At 66.4% G+C, this 18,540-nt stretch carries 15 protein-coding genes; 10 read left to right on the forward strand and 5 right to left on the reverse strand.

Going from position 1 to position 18,540, the window contains the following annotated elements; all coding sequences use genetic code 11:
- The first annotated feature begins 29 nt into the window (after window positions 1-29).
- The 3 genes from AC3IR9_RS20065 to AC3IR9_RS20075 all read left to right on the forward strand — a co-directional run bounded on the left by AC3IR9_RS20065 (window position 30) and on the right by AC3IR9_RS20075 (window position 4,809).
- Window positions 30-1,838 (forward strand): sensor histidine kinase, encoded by a 1,809-nt coding sequence (locus AC3IR9_RS20065; RefSeq protein WP_489295923.1) that lies wholly within the window; start codon window positions 30-32, stop codon window positions 1,836-1,838.
- Window positions 1,839-2,018: 180 nt separating this feature from the next.
- A complete protein-coding gene (locus AC3IR9_RS20070) occupies window positions 2,019-3,563 on the forward strand; it encodes a YadA-like family protein (RefSeq protein WP_489292969.1) in 1,545 nt (514 codons plus the stop codon).
- Window positions 3,564-3,721: 158 nt separating this feature from the next.
- Window positions 3,722-4,809 (forward strand): IS3 family transposase gene (locus tag AC3IR9_RS20075; RefSeq protein ID WP_489290575.1). Its coding sequence is split into 2 segments (ribosomal slippage): window positions 3,722-3,974 and window positions 3,974-4,809, totalling 1,089 coding nucleotides; the frame shifts between segments, so codons are not numbered across the junction.
- A 1,140-nt stretch (window positions 4,810-5,949) separates the two neighbouring features.
- Here AC3IR9_RS20075 and AC3IR9_RS20080 read toward each other — a convergent pair.
- Entirely contained in the window at window positions 5,950-6,699 is a 750-nt protein-coding gene (locus AC3IR9_RS20080) for a ferredoxin--NADP reductase (protein WP_489292971.1), read from the reverse strand.
- Window positions 6,700-6,803: 104 nt separating this feature from the next.
- On the opposite strand from AC3IR9_RS20080, the gene AC3IR9_RS20085 reads away from it, so the two are divergent.
- Genes AC3IR9_RS20085 through AC3IR9_RS20100 form a run of 4 tightly spaced genes read left to right on the forward strand, consistent with a single transcriptional unit; the run spans window position 6,804 to window position 10,391 of the window.
- Complete coding sequence (locus tag AC3IR9_RS20085; protein WP_489292972.1) at window positions 6,804-7,763, forward strand: ABC transporter ATP-binding protein; 960 nt, start codon at window positions 6,804-6,806, stop codon at window positions 7,761-7,763.
- Entirely contained in the window at window positions 7,760-8,560 is an 801-nt protein-coding gene (locus AC3IR9_RS20090) for an ABC transporter permease (RefSeq protein WP_489292973.1), read from the forward strand. Before AC3IR9_RS20085 ends, AC3IR9_RS20090 begins: the two co-directional genes overlap by 4 nt.
- The gene (gene panE / locus AC3IR9_RS20095) at window positions 8,560-9,498 is read left to right on the forward strand and encodes a 2-dehydropantoate 2-reductase (RefSeq protein WP_489292975.1); all 939 of its coding nucleotides are present in this window, start codon (window positions 8,560-8,562) and stop codon (window positions 9,496-9,498) included. Before AC3IR9_RS20090 ends, panE begins: the two co-directional genes overlap by 1 nt.
- Before the next feature lie 2 nt (window positions 9,499-9,500).
- On the forward strand, window positions 9,501-10,391 hold the full coding sequence (locus AC3IR9_RS20100; RefSeq protein WP_489292976.1) for a Rossmann-fold NAD(P)-binding domain-containing protein: 891 nt from the start codon (window positions 9,501-9,503) through the stop codon (window positions 10,389-10,391).
- Between the two features lie 81 nt (window positions 10,392-10,472).
- Here the strand turns inward: AC3IR9_RS20100 and AC3IR9_RS20105 are convergent, their stop codons facing one another.
- On the reverse strand, window positions 10,473-11,288 hold the full coding sequence (locus tag AC3IR9_RS20105) for a TatD family hydrolase (protein WP_489292977.1): 816 nt from the start codon (window positions 11,286-11,288) through the stop codon (window positions 10,473-10,475).
- A gap of 52 nt (window positions 11,289-11,340) precedes the next feature.
- Window positions 11,341-12,378 carry a hypothetical protein gene (locus AC3IR9_RS20110; protein ID WP_489292979.1) on the reverse strand — a complete coding sequence of 346 codons (1,038 nt, stop codon included), beginning with the start codon at window positions 12,376-12,378 and terminating at the stop codon, window positions 11,341-11,343.
- A gap of 92 nt (window positions 12,379-12,470) precedes the next feature.
- Between AC3IR9_RS20110 and hrpB the strand changes: the two genes are divergently transcribed.
- Window positions 12,471-14,975 (forward strand): ATP-dependent helicase HrpB, encoded by a 2,505-nt coding sequence (gene hrpB, locus AC3IR9_RS20115; protein ID WP_489292980.1) that lies wholly within the window; start codon window positions 12,471-12,473, stop codon window positions 14,973-14,975.
- A 162-nt stretch (window positions 14,976-15,137) separates the two neighbouring features.
- Window positions 15,138-15,527: a hypothetical protein gene (locus AC3IR9_RS20120; RefSeq protein ID WP_489292981.1), complete on the forward strand. Its 390-nt coding sequence runs from the start codon at window positions 15,138-15,140 to the stop codon at window positions 15,525-15,527.
- Window positions 15,528-15,886: 359 nt separating this feature from the next.
- Here the strand turns inward: AC3IR9_RS20120 and AC3IR9_RS20125 are convergent, their stop codons facing one another.
- Window positions 15,887-16,426, reverse strand: coding sequence for a pseudouridine synthase (locus AC3IR9_RS20125; RefSeq protein WP_489295925.1), 540 nt, complete (start codon window positions 16,424-16,426; stop codon window positions 15,887-15,889).
- 112 nt (window positions 16,427-16,538) lie between these two features.
- Window positions 16,539-17,399 carry a class I SAM-dependent methyltransferase gene (locus tag AC3IR9_RS20130; RefSeq protein WP_489292982.1) on the reverse strand — a complete coding sequence of 287 codons (861 nt, stop codon included), beginning with the start codon at window positions 17,397-17,399 and terminating at the stop codon, window positions 16,539-16,541.
- A 174-nt stretch (window positions 17,400-17,573) separates the two neighbouring features.
- On the opposite strand from AC3IR9_RS20130, the gene AC3IR9_RS20135 reads away from it, so the two are divergent.
- Window positions 17,574-18,533 carry an aldo/keto reductase gene (locus tag AC3IR9_RS20135; protein ID WP_489292983.1) on the forward strand — a complete coding sequence of 320 codons (960 nt, stop codon included), beginning with the start codon at window positions 17,574-17,576 and terminating at the stop codon, window positions 18,531-18,533.
- Window positions 18,534-18,540 lie beyond the last annotated feature (7 nt).

Below are 18,540 nucleotides of genomic sequence, written 5' to 3' on the forward strand. Positions count from 1 at the left end.
TGAGGTGGCTAAGCACCTTAACCTTGTCGATGGCGTTGTGGGGCTGCGTTTTGGCGGACGCCACTGCGGCGAACAACAAGCCGGCCGATCCCATCACGCAAACATTGGTCTCCGCCGAGGCCGTGCGTTCGGACTGGAATGCGACAGAGCCTCCGGCCGCGGGCTGGACGCCGGTGACGCTGATCGACTACTGGGATTCGCGCTGGCCCGACCACGACGGCGTGGTCTGGTACCGGCTGCACTGGCAACAAGACGATCCGACTCAACCGATCGGATTGCTCATGCGCTACATGAGCATGACCGGTGCGATCTACGTCAATGGCAGTCTGGTAGCGCGCGATCCGACCTTGGTGGAGCCTCTGTCCCGAGGCTGGATCAAGCCGCAGTATTTTCTGGTTTCATCGCCGCTCTTGCGCGCCGGCGAAAACACGTTGTTGGTGCGGGTTTCAGGCTTGTCGGCCTATCAGCCAGGGTTTGGAACCGTCAGCGTGGGCGATCCTTCCCAGGTATATGCGCAATACCGGAAAGAGCATTTCCGCCGCTACGACATCAAGCTGGTGAACTTGGCGATGAGCGCGGTGCTGGGCTGCGTGTTCTTGCTGATCTGGCTGCTGCGTCGTCAGGACACCGTCTACGGCTGGTTCGCTATATCCGAGCTGACCGGTTCCTTATATGGCGTCAACTTCATCGCCTCCAGCCCGTGGCCGTTCGCCAGCACCGATGCCTGGCAGGCGTTCATCGCCGCGATGTACGTGATAGCGGGCGCCAGCTACGCGCTCTTCCTGCTGCGTTATTGCGGTCGTCGCTATCCACGGATCGAGCGCGCCATCGCGATAATCTGCGCCTTGGCGTTGGCATCGGCGCTGCTCGCGCCGGGATGGATGGGGCCGCTGAGAACACCGTGGGTGTTCGCGGGCAGCTTGTTCTTTTATGTCAGCATCGGATACTTCCTGATGCAGGCTTGGCGCGAGCGACGGCCGGACCAGTTGGTGATGGCGGTGTGCGTGATCGCGCCGGTACTGGCCTCTTTCTACGATTTTGCCTTGTTCCTCGGCTGGGTCCGCGGCGACACGTATCTGATGAGCCTGACCTCTGTACTGACCTTGATCGGTATCAGCTTCGTGGTGGCGTACCGATTCGTGACCGCGATGCGCAGGGTGGAAAGCTTCAATGTCGAACTCAAGCGCGAGGTCGATGCCGCCACCCATGAGCTGGCCGGTACGCTGTCGCGGCAACACGCGCTGGAGCTGGCGCACAGCCGCGCCGCCGAGCGCCTACAGTTGGTGCGGGATCTGCACGACGGCTTTGGCGGCACCTTGGTCGGCACGATCGCCGAACTCGAGCGGGTCCATCACGCCACTCCGCAGGCCACGGTTATCGGCGTTCTGAAAGAGATGCGCGACGATCTTCGTCTGGTTATCGACAGTACCGCGCGTGAGCATGCCGATCTGGCCGAGCAACTGGCGCCCCTGCGGTACCGGCTCACTCGTCTGCTAGAGACAGCCGAGATCGAAACGCACTGGGAGGTCAAAGGCGTCGATGGCGTTGAACTTGGCGCGGCGCGCAGCCTGGACGTCCTGCGACTGCTGCAGGAGGCCTTGACCAACGTGTTCAAGCACAGCAGGGCGCGACGCGTGGAGGTGCGGGTCGAACGCATCGAAGGTTGCGTTCACGTCGATATTCACGACGACGGCCAGGGGTTCGTCGCGCAAGGGGGCGCGGGTGGAGCGGGCATGGCGAGCATGCGGCTGCGTGCCAAGCGGCTCGGTAGCGAACTCAGGCTCGACACCGGTCCCGGCGGCACCCGCCTGCGCTTCGACTTCCCGTTCGTCAGCTGATCCCCATCGGTTTCGCAAAGGTAGCGAGTGCATAACGCGGAACGGGGTGCGTACCGGCTACCTGTTTTCGGGGATGCGCCGCGGGTCCGGGCCGAGCACGCTGCGGGTTGTTCCGGGGGGGAGCGCTCGAGCTGTCGATGCCGTTCAACCCACGACTCGACCGCCCATTGGGAGCTTGCCATGTCCGTTTCTCATTCTTTCGCCCGTCCGACTCCCATCGTGCGTCTGGCATTGACTGCCGCCGTGGCGCTCGTTCTTGCTGGGGCCGCCATCGCGCCCGCCATCGCAGGTACAACCTGTCAGTTACTCGACGGCAACGGCAACGTGATCGGAAGTGGTGGGGCGGATGGCGGCCCCGACAACGGTAGCGGCAGCGACGATTCAGTTGCCTGCGGCCGGAACGCACAAGCGGCAGGCGCGCAAGGCACCATATTCGGGACACAGTCCAGTGCAATTACGGGCGGAGTGGCCATGGGCTACCGCGCTGTTGCATCCGGCAGCTTCAATACCGCGATGGGCCATAACGCCAATGCGGGAGGCCAGTTTCGCTCGACCGCCATCGGTTCGGGTGCGACGACCACGAACTACTATTCGACCGCGCTGGGAAGCAGCGCGCAGGCCAATGGTGCCTCGTCGGTCAGCGCCGGCAACCATGCGCGCGCCAGTGGCGACTTCAGCGCGGCCTACGGCAGCCTACGCGTAGGCCCGGGCGAAAATCAGACGCCGGCGACTCAGGCCACTCGGGCCACGGGGTTTGGCTCCAGCGCGTTCGGTTCGGCGGCACATGCCGACGCGATCGAAAGCGTGAGCTTTGGCAGCGGCAGTAGCACACTGGCGGGCGCAGACCGCGCGCTGGCGCTCGGCGCCCAATCGGTGGCGAACGAGGCCGACACGGTGTCGCTCGGTCACGCCGCGAGCGATCAGGACTATCGTGGCACCGTATTCGGCAGCGAGCTGAAACGGCGCATGACTCATCTTGCCGATGGCGTCGCCGATAGCGACGCAGTGGCCATTGGTCAGTTACATGGGTTCGCCAGTGCGCTCGGCGGCGGCGCGAGTTTTGCCGGAGGAACGAATGTGGCGCCGAGCTACAGCATACAAGGCAGCAGCTATGGCGACGTCGGTGCCGCGTTCGCTGCGGTGGACAATCGGCTGACCTTGCTCGGCCAGCAGACGGGAATGCCCGGGCCGCAGGGTCCGACAGGACCGCAAGGCCCGGCGGGGCCTGGCGGTACGGGCAATCCGCTGGCGGCCGGATACGACACCGCCGCCAAAGATACGCTGACGCTCGAAGGCGGCAACGGCACCCGGGTCGCCAACGTCGCCGACGCGATCGCCGCTACCGATGCCATCAATAAGCGACAGCTCGATACTCGCAGCGCTGCCACCGTGCAGTCGGCCAACGCCTACACCGATGGCCGCTTCAATCAGCTAAGTGACGATTTCGGCGCGATGCGCCGCGAAGTCGACGAGAGAATCGGCGAATTCGACCGCCGCCTCGATCGCGTCGGTGCGATGAGCGGCGCGATGTCGGCCGCGGCGATGAACACCGCGGGTTTATCCGGCGCCAACCGCATCGGCGTCGGCGTGGGCTCGCAGAGCGGCCAATCGGCCGTGGCGGTGGGTTATCAACGCTTGGTCAACTCGCAAACCAGCGTGTCACTTTCCGCGGGATTTTCGGGCGATGAGCGCACGGTATCCGCGGGCGCAGGATTCAGCTGGTAGTAGTCCCCCAGCTTTTAGTAAATGCGCCGCAGCCAGAATCTCGTTGTCTAACGTGGATCCAACACGGGTGGTTTAATAGCCAGACTGTCGGTAATCCCCCCGCAGGTTAGTAGCAGCCAGAAGTGGAATTTTCTCGTAACCTAACCCGAGGAGATCCCATGAAGAAATCACGATTCACCGACAGCCAGATCATCGCCGTACTCAAGCAGGCCGAGGCCGGCACGCCTGTCCCGGACCTTTGCCGACAGCATGGCATCAGCTCAGCGACGTTCTACAAGTGGCGCAGCAAGTTCGGCGGCATGGATGCGTCCATGGTGTCCCAGCTAAAAGAACTGCAGGACGAGAACCGGCGGCTGAAGAAGATGTACGCCGATGCCCAGCTCAGTGCCGAGCTGCTGAAGGAAGCGCTCTCAAAAAAATGGTGAGGCCATCTCAGCGTCGCGAGATGGCCAGACTGGCGGTCCAGGCAGGCATCACCAGCATCGTTCATGCGTGCAGGACGTTCGAGGTGAGTCAGACCTGCTACCGCTATCAGGCCAAGGCCTGCCAAGAAAATGCGATCATCGCTGACTGGTTGCTCAGGCTGACCAGCGCCTACCGCGATTGGGGCTTTGGGCTGTGCTTCCTGCACCTGCGCAACGTGAAGGGCTTCGCTTGGAACCACAAGCGCGTGTATCGGATCTATCGCGATTTGGAGCTGAACCTGCGCATCAAGCCGCGTAAGCGCATCGTCCGAGAAGTGCCGGCGCCGCTAGCGGTTCCGAAGGCGGCGAACCACACTTGGTCGATGGATTTCATGCACGACCAACTGGCTGATGGACGCAGCTTCCGGATGCTCAACGTACTGGATGATTTCAACCGGCAGGGTCTGGCGATGGAGGTCGACATCTCCTTGCCTGCGGCGCGCGTTATCCGCAGCTTGGAACAGATCATTCAATGGCGCGGAAAGCCTCGCGCCATACGCTGCGACAACGGGCCCGAGTACATCAGCGGAGCGCTGCAAGCATGGGCCGAGCAGCAAGGCATTGCGCTGCTCTACATCCAGCCAGGCAATCCTCAGCAGAACGCCTACATCGAACGCTACAACCGGACCGTGCGTTACGCTTGGCTTGCCAGCAATCTGTTCAATGACATCCAGCAGGTCCAGGACATCGCCACCCGTTGGCTATGGACTTACAACCACGAGCGCCCGAACATGGCGCTCGGCGGCATCACGCCAATGCAGAAGCTTGCACTGGCAGCGTAGTTCCACTTTTGGCGACCGCCAAAAGCGGGGGGATTACCAGGGTGCCAGCCCGCGGGACACAGTGGTGAGGTGGTCCAGGTCTTCCAGAGCATTTGATAGCTGACGGGAAGACCCTTGTGCTCGCCAAGCCAGAGTCGGTCGGTCGCGGGTGCTCGCCCGTGACTGCGACGGAAGCGGGCCATGAGGGTAGGCCTAGTGAACGTGAGGTAGTTCTCGATGCGCTCAGCGAGGTCAATCGGGACGTAAATTCGCCTAGTACGAACGCTCAACTTCTCGTGAGGCAGAACCTTTGGTCCCTTAACTCCGTATTGGAGCTGGACCGGCATTCGGCCTCCCGATGCACGCTCTCGGTCCATTCCGACTTTCTGGGAAAGCAGGTCACCCTTAGCTGATGAGCCTCGTCTACGCGACACCCTGTAGATACGATGAGCTCAAATACGAGTGCTTTTACCGGATGCCTCGCGGCAATGGCAGCGAGCCAATTGCGGACAGAATCCGCATTGGGAAGCCAGTCCAGTGATGCCTCGGGCAGGCTAAGTTTGTCGCGACGAACGGCCACCGCTCGCGAGAGATGACCACGGCTATGCGTCCCCTTGCTGTACCGGACGGACAGGCTTCGAGCAGGAATAGAAATAGGTCCGCGGTATCCACGCTCATGCGCCCACCTAAGGAAGGCGCATGCCTCGTCGATATATTGATTGACGGTACTGCGAGCCAAGGGCTTGGTGGCACCGCTCTTCCTACCAGCAAGAAGATCCAGCTGGTAACCGCCTCGGATTTCGTCGATGTAATCCAGCTGTCTCCAGTCGACACTGCAGTTTCGACACCATCGCAAGAAGGCGACCATGCGCTGCGCCATGTTCTTCCGTGAACTGAGCGTCAGAACAATGGGCTGGGCATCCTGTGCCGTGGCGGGAGACCACTCTCCGCATGATCGCTCGATCAGATAGCGGTTAGCTTCGGCGGGGTAGTTGCCGTCCTCCTCGAGAAGGATCGGAATGAACTGCAACTTTGGAACATTGGCATCGAGGAAGAAGCCAGCAGGGGGCAGGACCCAGCGCATAAGGTAGCTTTGAAGTCAGACACCCCAATGCTAAGGCATGTGACCCCAAAACCTACCGATGTCAACTAGCATTGCGGCTAGGTTGAGCTTACGTACTTCTCGCGCCGCACCTGCACGGTCGGCAATCCGGCCTCTTTCAGCACCTCGAAAGTGGCATCGACCATGTCCGGGTTGCCGCACAGGTAGGCGATATCGGTGGCCGGGTTCGGCGCGAACTCGGCCAGATGCTGCTGCACGTAGCCGTGGCGCACGTCCGGATGAGGATTGTCGGGCAGCTCGCGCGACAGGCACGGCACGTAGCGGAAGCCCGGGTGGGCCTCGGCGAAGGCGCTGAAATCATCGCTGTAGAGCAGCTCGGCGGGGGTGCGGGCGCCCTGCAGCAGTACCACTTCCACCCCGCGCCCGGCCATGGCGCTGGCCAGCAGCGGCAGCATCGAGCGGTACGGGGTGACCCCGGTGCCGGTGGCAATCAGCAGGTAACGGGCGTTGTGGTCGCCCGGCTGCAGGCAAAACCGGCCGAATGGGCCGCTGGCGGTGACATGGCCGCCGATGTCCAGGCCTTCGAACAGGGCCGTGGCCGCGCCGCCGGGGACGAAACTGACCGCGATATCGACCGCCTCGCCCGGGCCGAAGGCATGGTCATGGACGGTGGCAAGCGAGTAGCTGCGCTTGGTGGCGGTGCCGTCGGCGTACTCGAAATGGACCTGGATGAACTGGCCGGGCTGGAAATCCAGCGGCTGGCCGTCATCACGCAGGAACTGGTAGTGGCCGACGGTGGGGGCCAGCATGCGCCGGTCAACCAGTTTGAGGGGGAATTGAACAGGCACGATTTTGGGAAACAGTGTGTAGCCGGGGCAGGCCCTCGGGGTCTTCTATAATAGCCGCTCCCCGCCCCCATCCAGCGCCAGCCCACGGGCGCGAAGGCAAGAGCTTGGCTTCCCATACTACTCCCGCGCTCACCGCTGCCCCCGCCCTGCGGGTGCATGACCTGCGCAAGACCTACGACAACGGCACCGAGGCGCTCAAGGGCGTGTCGCTGGATGTCGCCCCGGGCGATTTCTTCGCCCTGCTTGGCCCCAACGGTGCCGGCAAATCGACCCTGATCGGGATCATCAGCTCGCTGGTGAACCTCAGCGAAGGCCGGGTGGAGGTGTTCGGCAGCGACCTGGTGCGTGCGCGCAGCGCGACCATGCGGCTGATCGGCCTGGTGCCGCAGGAAGTCAACTTCAACCTGTTCGAGAAGCCTTTCGACATCCTGGTCAACTATGCCGGCTTCTATGGCGTGGCCCGCGCCGAGGCCGAGCAGATGGCCGAGATGGAGCTCAAGCGTGCCCACCTGTGGGAGAAGGCGCAGGTGATGAGCCGCACCCTGTCCGGCGGCATGAAGCGCCGGCTGATGATCGCCCGCGCGATGATGACCCGCCCGCGCCTGCTGATCCTCGACGAGCCCACCGCCGGGGTGGACATCGAGATCCGCCGCGACATGTGGCGCGTGCTCAAGGAGATCAATGCCGCCGGCACCACGATCATCCTGACCACCCACTACCTGGAAGAAGCCGAGCACCTGTGCCGCAACCTGGCCATCATCAACCACGGCCAGATCGTCACCCAGGGTCCGATGCGCGAGCTGCTGGCCAAGCTGGACGTGGAAGGCTTCCTGTTCGACATCGACGGTGAACTGCCGAGCCCGCTCCCGGTCATCGAAGGCGCCACCCTGATCGCCACCGACGGCCACACGCTGGACGTGGACATGCCGCGCGCGATGGACCTCAACCGGGTCTTCGACGCCTTGAACGCCGCCGGCATCCGGGTGCGCTCGATGCGCACCAAGAGCAACCGCCTGGAGGAGCTGTTCGTACGACTCACCGGCAACCAGGAGAATGCGGCATGAGCACCACCCCCACCCCGGTCCTGACCGACGGCCAGCGCAACCGCATCGCCCTGATGACCATCGTGCGCCGCGAAGTGGCACGCATCCTGCGCATCTGGGGCCAGACCCTGGTGCCGCCGGCAATCACCATGACCCTGTACTTCCTGATCTTCGGCGGCCTGATCGGCTCGCGCGTGGGCAACATGGGCGGCTACAGCTACATGGAGTTCATCGTGCCGGGCCTGGTGATGATGAGCGTGATCCAGAACAGCTACGGCAACATCAGTTCCTCGTTCTTCGGCGCCAAGTTCGGCCGCCACGTGGAGGAGCTGCTGGTCAGCCCGATGCCCAACTGGGTGATCCTGTGGGGTTACGTCGCCGGCGCGGTGTTGCGCGGGGTGATGGTGGGCGTGATCGTGCTGATCATCGCCATGTTCTTCACCCCGGTGAGCATTCCGCACCCACTGGTGACGCTGACCACGGTGCTGCTGGGCGCGACGATCTTCTCGTTGGCCGGCTTCATCAATGCGGTGTACGCCAAGAAGTTCGATGACGTGGCGATCGTGCCGACCTTCATCCTAACCCCGTTGACCTACCTGGGCGGCGTGTTCTACTCGGTGAAGCTGCTGCCGACCTGGGCCGAAGCGGCTACCCACGCCAACCCGATCTTCTACATGGTCAACGCGTTCCGCTACGGCCTGCTGGGCAGCAGCGACGTGCCGCTGTGGGTGGCCTACGCGCTGATGATCGGCTTCGTGGTGGCACTCACCGCGCTGGCGCTGTGGCTGTTGAAGCGGGGCGTGGGGATGCGGAGCTGATGCGTATCCTGATCCTCGGCGCCGGCGGAACCGGCGGTTACTTCGGCGGACGCCTGGCCCAGGCCGGCGTGGACGTGACCTTCCTGGTGCGCCCGGCGCGTGCCGGGCAGCTCGACCATGAAGGCCTGGTACTGCGCAGCCCGCTCGGCGATGCCACCTTCCCGGTGGCGCATGTCACCGCTGAGGACCTGCCCGCGCTGGCCGCCGCCCAGCCGTTCGACCTGGTGATCCTGAGCTGCAAGGCCTACGACCTGGACAGCGCCATCGAGGCGATCGCCCCGGCGATGTCGCCGCGTACCACGGTGCTGCCGATCCTCAACGGGCTGCACCATTACACCGCACTGGATGCGCGCTTCGGCCGTGACGCGTTACTGGGCGGGCTGTGCTTCATCAGCGCGACCAAGGCTGCCGACGGCGCGGTGCTGCACTTGGCGCCTGCCGCCAAATTGACCTTCGGCGAACGCGACGGCACCGGCAACAGCGCGCGCGTGCTGGCGCTGGCAGCGGCCTGCGTGCAGGCCAACGTGGACCATGTGGCCAGCGATGCGATCGGCCAGGAGCAGTGGATCAAGTACACCTTCCTGACCACGCTGGCCGCGTCCACCTGCCTGCTGCGCGCCGATGTGGGCACGATCGTGGCCACCGATGACGGCGCGGCGATCGTGCGCGGACTGTATGACGAATGCCTGGCCGTGGCCGACGCAGCCGGCGAGCCGATCCCGGACAAGGCGCGCGACACCGCGCTGGCCGCGACCACCCAGGCCGGTTCGGCACTGAAAGCCTCGATGCTGCGCGACCTGGAAGCCGGCCAACAGGTGGAGGCCGAACAGATTGTCGGCGACATGCTGGCGCGCGCACGCGCCGCCGGTCAGGCCGCACCGCTGCTGGCGGTGGCTTACAGCCACCTGCAGGCCTACCAACGCCAACGCGGCGGCTGAGCATGCTGCTGCTTGCGCCACCGGCCCAGGTGGTGGTGCTGGGCCTGGGCTACAGCGGCCGGCACGTGGCTGCGCTGCTGCAGGCGCGTGGCATCGCCTGCAGCGGCACGGTGCGCGATCTGGCCGCCGTGCCCGGGGACGGCGTGCGGCGGCACCGGCTGGTCGACGGCGCGCCGATCGACCCAGGGCTGCGCACCGCGATCGACACCGCCGAGGCAATCGTGTGCTGCGTGCCGCCCGATGCCGACGGCGACCCCGCGCTGCGCCTGCTGGGCGATGCGCTGCAGGCGTCCCCTGCCCTGCGCTGGGTGGGTTATCTGTCGTCGACGGCGGTGTACGCCGACCGTGATGGCGGCTGGATCGATGAACACGCTGCGGCCGATGCAGACGATGACACCGCATTGAAGCGGCGGCGCGCCGAACAGCAATGGCAGGCGCTGGCACAGGCGCGCGGGATCGCATCGGCGGTTTTCCGCCTGCCCGGGCTGTACGGGCGTGGGCGCAACGCGCTGGTGCAACTGGCGCAGGGCAAGGCGCGGCATGTGGTGCGGCCGGGGCTGCTGTTCAATCGGCTGCATGTGCAGGATCTGGCTGCTGCCGTGCTGGCCGCGATGCAGCGCCCACAGCGCAACGCGCTGTACCTGCCCACCGATGACGAACCGGCGCCGCCGCAGGATGTGCTGGCGCACGCGGCGATGTTGAGTGCACTGCCGCTGCCGGCCGCGCAGGCGTGGGACGATCCGGCCGTGCCTGCCTCGTTGCGACGCTTCTACAGCAGCAACAAGCGCATCGACAGCACCGGCACGCGCAAGGCATTGCAGTGGCAGCCCCGCTTCGCCACGTACCGCGAAGGCCTGGCCGACGCGTGGGCACACGGCGACGGCCGCCGGTAGCCCACGACCGTTGGTCGTGGGGGCGCGCACCTGCAACGTTCATGGCGGCCACGTACCGACCAACGGTCGGTACCTACCGGATCAGGCTGCGTCAGGCAATCGGAAGAAGGCGCGCGTGGCCGCAGTCGCGTTGGCCGCCGTGGTGTCCACCGCTTCGCCGCGATCGCGTGCCAGCTCCTCGACGATGTGCGACAGGAACATCGGCTCGTTGCGACGGTCTTTCGGCATCGGCTTGAGCGAGCGCGGCAGCAGGTACGGTGCGTCGGTCTCGATCATCAGGCGGTTGGCCGGGATGTGCCTGACCAGCTCGCGCAGGTGGCCGCCACGACGTTCGTCGCAGAGCCAGCCGGTGATGCCGATGTACCAGTCCTGGTCCAGGTAATCGAACAGTTCCTGGCGCTCGCCGGTAAAGCAATGCACTACCGCTGCGCCCAGCTGGCCCTCGAAATTCTTCATCTGCGCCATGAAATCAGCATGTGCATCGCGCTGGTGCAGGAACAGCGGCTTGTGCGCCCCATCGGCGGCACGCACGTCGCTGGCCAGTTGCAGTTGGCGCTCGAAGGCGCGGTGCTGGGCCGGGCGCGGGGCGAAATCACGGAAGTAGTCCAACCCGCACTCGCCCACCGCCACCACCTCGGCGTGCGCATGCAGGGCGCGCATGTCCGCATCGCACTCGTCGGTGTATTCCACCGCATGGTGCGGGTGCACGCCGGCGGTGGCATACAGAAATCCCGGATGCTGGCGGGCCAGCGCCAGTGCCATCGGCGAGTGCTCGCGGCTGGCGCCGGTGATCACCATCTGCACCACGCCCGCGTCGCGCGCGCGTGCGAGCACGGCGTCGCGGTCGCGGTCAAAGGAATCGTGGGTGAGGTTGGCGCCGATATCGATCAATTGCATGGGGCTGCTGCAGGACGGGAAACCCGGTCATTGTAGCGGGCCCCGGACAGGCTCAGTCTTCGCCGGGGGGATCGAGCAGTGCCCGCGCCAGTTCGCGCGAGATGCCTGCCAGCACCACCCGGTCGCCCTCGCGCATGACGGTGATGAAGAGTGTGCCGTCGCGCACCAGGGTGTCGGCGGGCGCTGGCGTGCCTTCCGGCGCCCGGTGGCCGGGCAGGCGCAGGTACCAGACTTCCGCGCACAGGGCGGAGAAATCCGCTTCGGGCTCGGGATACAGACCACCACGCGCGCTGACCTCGGCCGTGTGCAGCAGCGCCAGCAGGGCCGGCAGCAGGTCGGTACGTTGCGGCACATCGTCCACACCGACCGACGCACCGAACCCGTCCGCCGCGACACTCATGCTGAACAACGTGGCAGTGGCCCGCGACCGCGGCACTACGCTGAACTGCAGGGACACCCCATTGGCCCGCCAGTACGCCTCGCTCGGCCCCTGCAGGAACGGCTGGATATCGCGGTCGAACCGTGTCAGCCAGGCAGCGTACTGCCGCCGTGCGCTGTCCAGGTTCCACGCGGGCAATGTGCACTGCGCACCGGGCGCCTGGAGCTGCCATCGTTCGGGAAGTCCCAGCGCCGCACACGCCCCGCAGCGCAGGTCGGCGCCGTTCTGGCGCTGGAAATGCAGGCTGGGCGCCTCGGCCACGCCGCAGTCATCGGTATCCAGCAGCAGGCGGAAGCCATCGCCGGTTTCACAACGCACCAGCGTGTTGCTGACGGGCCCCAACGTGCTGCGCGAGAACTGCGACAGCCACACGAAGGCGCGGTCGTCGGCCAACTGTAGGCTGGGATAGACCGGCTCGCGCAGGCAGCCCTCGGCCACAGCGGCGCGGATGGCCTGCGCGTTGCCCAGCCCGGCCGGCAGATAGCGGGCATCCAGCGTGGGGCGCAGCAGCATCGCCATCGGGTGCCCGTCATAGGGCATGTGCAGCCCCTCGGCGGGCATCTCCTCAGTGGCGGCGGCCGGCGTTGCAGCCTCAACCGACACGGTCCAGCAACACAGGGCCAACAACAACACGCGGGCAATATGCGACATGTACACGTCCAGGTACCACGGGGCGGCACAGGGAAGCATGGGCGCTGGCCACTGGCAATCGGCTCGCTGCCCCGACACCGTATCCTTGTGCGATGAATCCGCCGATTTTCCCCATCTCCACGCTGCTGCCGCAGATCCTGAACGCACTGGTGCGCCACCCGCGCCTGGTGCTGGAAGCGCCACCCGGTGCCGGCAAGACCACCCAGGTGCCGCTGGCGCTGCTGGACGCGCCGTGGCTGGAAGGTCGCAAGATCCTGATGTTGGAGCCGCGCCGGGTGGCCGCACGCAGCGCCGCGCAGTTCATGTCCCGTCAGCTGGGCGAAGACGTGGGCGGCACCGTGGGTTACCGCATCCGCTTCGAGAACAAGGTCTCCGCGCGCACCCGCGTGGAAGTGGTAACCGAAGGCATCCTGACCCGGATGCTGCAGGACGACCCGATGCTGGAAGGTATCGGCGCGCTGCTGTTCGATGAGTTCCACGAACGCCACCTGGCCGCCGATCTGGGGCTGGCGCTGGCCCTGGACGTGCAGTCGCAGCTGCGCGAGGACCTGCGCATCGTGGTGATGTCGGCCACGCTGGACGGCGAGCGTCTGGCACAGTTCCTGGACGCGCCGCGGCTGAGCAGCGAAGGCCGCAGCTACCCGGTGGCGATCAGCCATTTCCCGGCGCGGCGCGATGAGGCGCTGGAGGCGCAGGCGCGGCGGGCGGTGGAGCAGGCGCTGGCCGGGCATCCCGGCGATGTGCTGGTGTTCCTGCCCGGCCAACGCGAGATCGCGCGTACCCAGGCCGCATTGGAGCAGGTACTGCCCACCGCCGTGCAGGTGCTGCCGCTACATGGCGAGCTGCCGGTGGAGCAGCAGTCGCGCGTGCTGCAACCGGACCCGAACGGCCAGCGCCGGGTGGTGCTGGCCACCAACGTGGCCGAATCCTCGGTGACCCTGCCGGGCGTGCGCGTGGTGATCGATGCCGGACTGGCGCGCGAGCCACGCTACGACCCCAACAGCGGCTTTGCGCGGTTGGATGTGGTGAGCATCGCGCAGGCCTCGGCCGACCAGCGCGCCGGCCGTGCCGGGCGTGTTGCCGAGGGCTGGGCATGGCGGCTGTGGCCGCAGTCGCAGCGGTTGGAAGCGCAGCGCCGGCCGGAGATCGCGCAGGTGGAACTGGCCGCGCTGGCGCTGGAGCTTGCCGCGTGGGGCAGCGCTGACCTGCGCTTCGTCGACCCGCCGCCGGTGGGCGCCATGGCGGCCGCGCGCGAACTGCTGCAGCGGCTGGGTGCGATCAGCGATAGCGGCGCGCTCACCGCACTGGGCCGGCGCATGCTCGGGCTGGGCACGCATCCGCGGCTGGCGGCGATGCTGCTGGCCGCGGCCGGTGGTAGCGAACAGGCACTGGCCTGCGACCTGGCCGCACTGGTGGAAGCGCGTGACCCGCTGCGCCACGGCGGCGACGCGCTGGCCGCACGCTGGCGGGCCCTGGCCGCGTTCCGCCAGGGGCGCACGCCGCACGACGCCAATCGCGGCGGCCTGGCCACCATCGATGCCGCCAGCAAGCAATGGCGACGCCGCCTGCGCTGCGACGCACTGCCACCAACCTCGGTGGAAGCGCATCGGCTGGGCGACCTGCTTGCCCATGCGTTCCCCGACCGGATCGCCGCGCGCCATCCCACCGATCCGCTGCGCTACCTGCTGGCCAACGGGCGTAGTGCCCGCCTGTTCGACCCCAGCGACCTGCGCGGCGAACCGTGGCTGGTGGCGGTGGAGCTGCGTTACGAAGCCCGTGATGCGCTGCTGTTGCGCGCCGCACCGGTCGATGAGGACCGCCTGCGCCGCGATTTTCCCGCGCGTTTCCGTCAGGAAGACGTGGTGCGTTGGGATGCGGACAAGCGCGCCCTGGTGGCACGGCGCGAAACCCGTTTCGACCGCATCGTGCTCGACAGCCGCTCGGCCGGGCGGGTAGATCCGGCGCACGCCGCACAGGCGTTGACCGAGGCGGTGGCCGAGCTGGGCATCGTCGCGTTGCCGTGGACCGACGGCCTGCGCCAGTGGCAGGCACGCATGCTGTCGCTGCGCGCGTGGATGCCGGAACTGGCGTTGCCGGATGTATCTGACGCGGCCCTGATGGCCAGCCTGTCCACGTGGCTCACTCCGGCCTTCAACGGCAAGACCCGGCTGGATGCGTTGGATGAAGCCAGCCTGGGCGAAGCGCTGAAGTCGCCGCTGCCGTGGGCACAGCGCCAGCTGATCGATCGCCATGCCCCGGTGCGCATGGCGGTGCCTTCGGGCATGGAGCGACCGATCCACTACGCGGTGGACGCCGATGGGCTCACCCCGCAGGGACCGGTGTTGGCGGTGAAGCTGCAGGAACTGTTCGGCCTGGCCGACACCCCGCGTGTCGCCGACGGCCGCATCCCGCTCACGCTGCACCTGCTCTCGCCCGGGGGGCGCCCGTTGCAGGTCACCCAGGACCTGCGCAGCTTCTGGGCCAGTACCTATGCCGACGTCAAAAAGGAAATGAAGGGCCGCTACCCCCGGCATCCGTGGCCGGACGATCCGTGGACGGCAACCGCCACGCACCGGGCCAAGCCACGCGGTACGTGACGCGGCTGTCGCATTCATGGCTGCCGGCTGACCGCGTCATCGGGTCCCACTGCAGCGCGCACTGCAAGCCGCTACAGTCGTCATTCGGTCGTTGCCGGCGGATAACACGCCCTACACGGCCCACGCGCGACACTGGACAAGAACCGAGGCAAAGGACCCCCCATGAGCAGACTGACCGTGATTACCGACCGCGCCCTTGAGCGTGCCCTGGATCTGGCAAGCAGCGCCGGCGATGGCCTCAAGCACGCTGGCAGCAACCTGCGCCACTTCGGCCCGCAGGCCTCCGAATGGATCAAGACCGGCGCCGCGCTGGGTGCGGTGAAGACCGGTGGCAAGGTTGCCGCCAAGGTCGTGCGCCGCAATCCGGCGGTGACCATCGCCGCGGCAGCGGTGGGCGTGGGCCTGCTGGGGTATGCGCTGTACCGCAAGCAGCAGAAGAAAAAACTCGCCAACGGCGAGGTGGTCAACGGCCAGGCCAAGCGCATCAATGCGCGCAACCGCCGCACCAGCACCGTGGTGGACGAACACAGCGACATCGGCAGCGACGCCTGATCAGGGCTTGATGCTGTTGCAGGATCCAGACCGCCGGCATGCCCGGCGGTTTTTTTTGGTTCTTTGCCTGGGTGCGAGTGTCGGTCTGAAGGCAAGCAGGGCTGTGCGTGGCGCGCGCGTTGGGGCCCCTTTGCGGCCGGCAGGCCCTTGTGCAAATGTCCCCCGGCCGACGCCTGCGGCGACGGCCTCCTCCTTTATTTTGCCAAGGGCCTGCCGGCCGCAAAGGGGCTCGGCTTGCGGTACGTAAGGCACCCCGCTGCCTGCCGCGCGGTATCCACGCATGGCGTGGATCTACGGGTTTGCCGTGGGTAGGTCACCACCGTTGGTGGTGACGTTGATTGCCGCAGGCCGGCAGGGCCTCAGCCGACCTGGCGCCAGTGGCCGGGTTGCAGGCCATCCAACGCATGGGCACCCATCGCCACCCGTACCAGGCGCAGCGTGGGCAGGCCTACGGCGGCGGTCATGCGCCGCACCTGGCGGTTGCGGCCTTCGCGGAGCGTGACCGCCAGCCAGCTGTCGGGCACGGTCTTGCGGAAGCGTACCGGCGGTTCGCGCGCCCATAACGCGGGCGCTGGATCGAGTTGCTCGATCCTGGCCGGCAATGTCGGTCCGTCATTGAGCACCACGCCGCTGCGCAGCGCCTGCAGCTGGTCGTCGCTGACCGTGCCTTCCACCTGCACCCAGTAGAGCTTGTCGGCCTTGTGGCGCGGATCGGTCAGCTGGTGGGCCAGCCCGCCGTCATCGGTGAGCAGCAGCAGGCCTTCGCTGTCGTAGTCCAGCCGCCCGGCCGCATACACCGCCGGGGGCAGACCGAACCCGGCCAGCGTGGCGCGCGGTGGCTGGCTGCGGTCGGTGAACTGGCACAGCACGTTGAACGGTTTGTTGAAGGCGATCAGCATGGGAGGAGACGACGACAGGGGACGGTGCATTGTCCCACCCCATGCCGTCATCCGGTCTACGCCGAAACCACGGTCGTGGTGTGCGTCGGGGACGCGCACCGGCCGCGGGGGCTTACTTCGCCGGCTTCACGAAGCGCAGGGTCATGCGGTCGCTCTCGCCGATGGCCTGGTACTTGGCATCATCGGCTGCGTCGTGGCTGTTGGACGGCGGCAGGGTCCACACGCCGTTGGGGTGGTCCTTGGTATCGCGCGGGTTGGCGTTGATCTCGCTGCTGCCGGCCAGTTGGAACCCAGCCGCCTCGGCCATCGCGATCACCTGCTTCTGGCCGACATACCCGCTCTTGTCGTCGGCCGGCACATCGGTACTGGCACGGTGTTCAACCACGCCGAGCACGCCACCGGGCTTGAGCACGTTGTAGAAGCCCTTGAACATGCCGTCGGCCTGGTTGGCGCTGCGCCAGTTGTGCACGTTGCGGAAGGTCAGCACCACGTCGGCCGAGTTGGCCGCCCCGAACTCCGGTGCGGTCGGGGTGTAGGCCACCACGCGGGTCTTGCCGTACAGCGCGGGTTTGGCGGCGTAGAACGTCTCCAGGCTGTCGCGGCTGCGCTGCTGGTAATCGCGGCCACGGCCTTCGGGTACGGCGGCCGGATCGACCACCGCTGCCACGTACTCTCCCTTGTCGCGCAGCAGCGGCGCGAGGATCTCCGAGTACCAGCCGCCACCGGGGGTGATCTCGACCACGGTCTGGCCCGGCTGCACGCCGAAGAACGACAGCGTCTGCGCCGGGTGGCGCCAGACATCGCGCTTGGTGTTGGCCGGATCGCGCCACTGGCCCTGCACCGCCGCCTGCACGGCCGGCGTAATGGTCACCTGTGCATTGGGGCCGGCGGGCTTGACCGCCATGGCCGGCGCGGACAGCAGCAGCGTGGACAACGTGAACAGGCAGGCAGTGGTCAGCGAACGGGATTTCATCGGCGATCTCCAAGGGCAGGTTGCGGCGAGACTAGCAGCCGCGAGGGTCAAGGTGTTCACAAAACGTTAGTGCGTTGCAGCACAACGGAACACTGTTTTGTGGCGACGGCCGCAACGCTGTCATGGCCACCGAACTATGCTGGAACATTGGATTTCAACAGGAGCATCCCGCCCATGACTGCATCGCGAGAACTTGGCCGTTCCGGCCTGAAAGTGCACCCCATCGCGTTCGGCGGCAATGTGTTCGGCTGGAGCGCCGATGAGAAGACCTCCTTTGCGCTGCTGGATGCCTTCGTCGATGCCGGTTTCAACCTGGTCGATACCGCCGATGCGTATTCGGCCTGGGTCCCCGGCAATGCCGGCGGCGAATCGGAGACGATCCTGGGCCGTTGGTTCCAGCGCAGCGGCAAGCGCGACAAGGTGGTGCTGGCGACCAAGGTGGGCAAGTGGGCCGAGCACCCGGGGCTGTCGGCCGACAACATCGCCGCGGCCGTGGAATACTCGCTGCGCCGCCTGCAGACCGATGTGATCGACCTGTACCAGGCGCACGAAGACGACGAATCCACGCCGCTGGAAACCACGCTGGCCGCGTTCGGTCGATTGATCGAACAAGGCAAGGTGCGTGCCATCGGGGCGTCCAACTACAGCGCCAGCCGGCTGCGTGATGCACTCAAGGTCTCGGCCGATTACTCGCTGCCGCGTTATGAAACCCTGCAGCCGGAGTACAACCTGTACGACCGTGCCGGCTACGAAGCCGAACTGGAACCGCTGGTGCGCGAGCAGGAGATCGGCGTGATCAGCTATTACTCGCTGGCCAGCGGCTTCCTCAGCGGCAAGTACCGCCGCCGGGAAGACGCGGCCAGGAGCAGCGCGCGCGGCCAGAAGGTGGTGGACACCTACCTCAATCCGCGCGGCCTGCGCATCCTCACCGCTCTGGATGACATCGCCAGCACGCACGGCGCCAGTGCATCGCAGGTCGCACTGGCCTGGTTGATCGCGCGCCCGGGCATCACCGCGCCGATCGTCAGCGCGACCAGCGTGGAGCAGCTTCAGGAGGTAGTGGCGGCGGCGCAGGTGGTATTGACTGCCGATGACGTGCGCCAGCTGGATGGGGCCAGCGCCGAACAAAGCTGAACGTTGC

This window comes from Stenotrophomonas sp. GL_101, from assembly GCF_057835675.1.

What these genes read in the sequence shown, in the direction of transcription:
- panE (WP_489292975.1), top strand. Translation starts at nt 8,560, where the DNA reads ATGCGTATCCTGATCCTCGGCGCCGGCGGAACCGGCGGTTACTTCGGC.
- AC3IR9_RS20065 (WP_489295923.1), top strand. Translation starts at nt 30, where the DNA reads ATGGCGTTGTGGGGCTGCGTTTTGGCGGACGCCACTGCGGCGAACAAC.
- AC3IR9_RS20070 (WP_489292969.1), top strand. Translation starts at nt 2,019, where the DNA reads ATGTCCGTTTCTCATTCTTTCGCCCGTCCGACTCCCATCGTGCGTCTG.
- AC3IR9_RS20105 (WP_489292977.1), bottom strand. Translation starts at nt 11,288, where the DNA reads ATGCAATTGATCGATATCGGCGCCAACCTCACCCACGATTCCTTTGAC.
- AC3IR9_RS20100 (WP_489292976.1), top strand. Translation starts at nt 9,501, where the DNA reads ATGCTGCTGCTTGCGCCACCGGCCCAGGTGGTGGTGCTGGGCCTGGGC.
- AC3IR9_RS20130 (WP_489292982.1), bottom strand. Translation starts at nt 17,399, where the DNA reads ATGAAATCCCGTTCGCTGACCACTGCCTGCCTGTTCACGTTGTCCACG.
- AC3IR9_RS20110 (WP_489292979.1), bottom strand. Translation starts at nt 12,378, where the DNA reads ATGTCGCATATTGCCCGCGTGTTGTTGTTGGCCCTGTGTTGCTGGACC.
- AC3IR9_RS20120 (WP_489292981.1), top strand. Translation starts at nt 15,138, where the DNA reads ATGAGCAGACTGACCGTGATTACCGACCGCGCCCTTGAGCGTGCCCTG.
- AC3IR9_RS20135 (WP_489292983.1), top strand. Translation starts at nt 17,574, where the DNA reads ATGACTGCATCGCGAGAACTTGGCCGTTCCGGCCTGAAAGTGCACCCC.
- AC3IR9_RS20125 (WP_489295925.1), bottom strand. Translation starts at nt 16,426, where the DNA reads ATGCTGATCGCCTTCAACAAACCGTTCAACGTGCTGTGCCAGTTCACC.
- hrpB (WP_489292980.1), top strand. Translation starts at nt 12,471, where the DNA reads ATGAATCCGCCGATTTTCCCCATCTCCACGCTGCTGCCGCAGATCCTG.
- AC3IR9_RS20090 (WP_489292973.1), top strand. Translation starts at nt 7,760, where the DNA reads ATGAGCACCACCCCCACCCCGGTCCTGACCGACGGCCAGCGCAACCGC.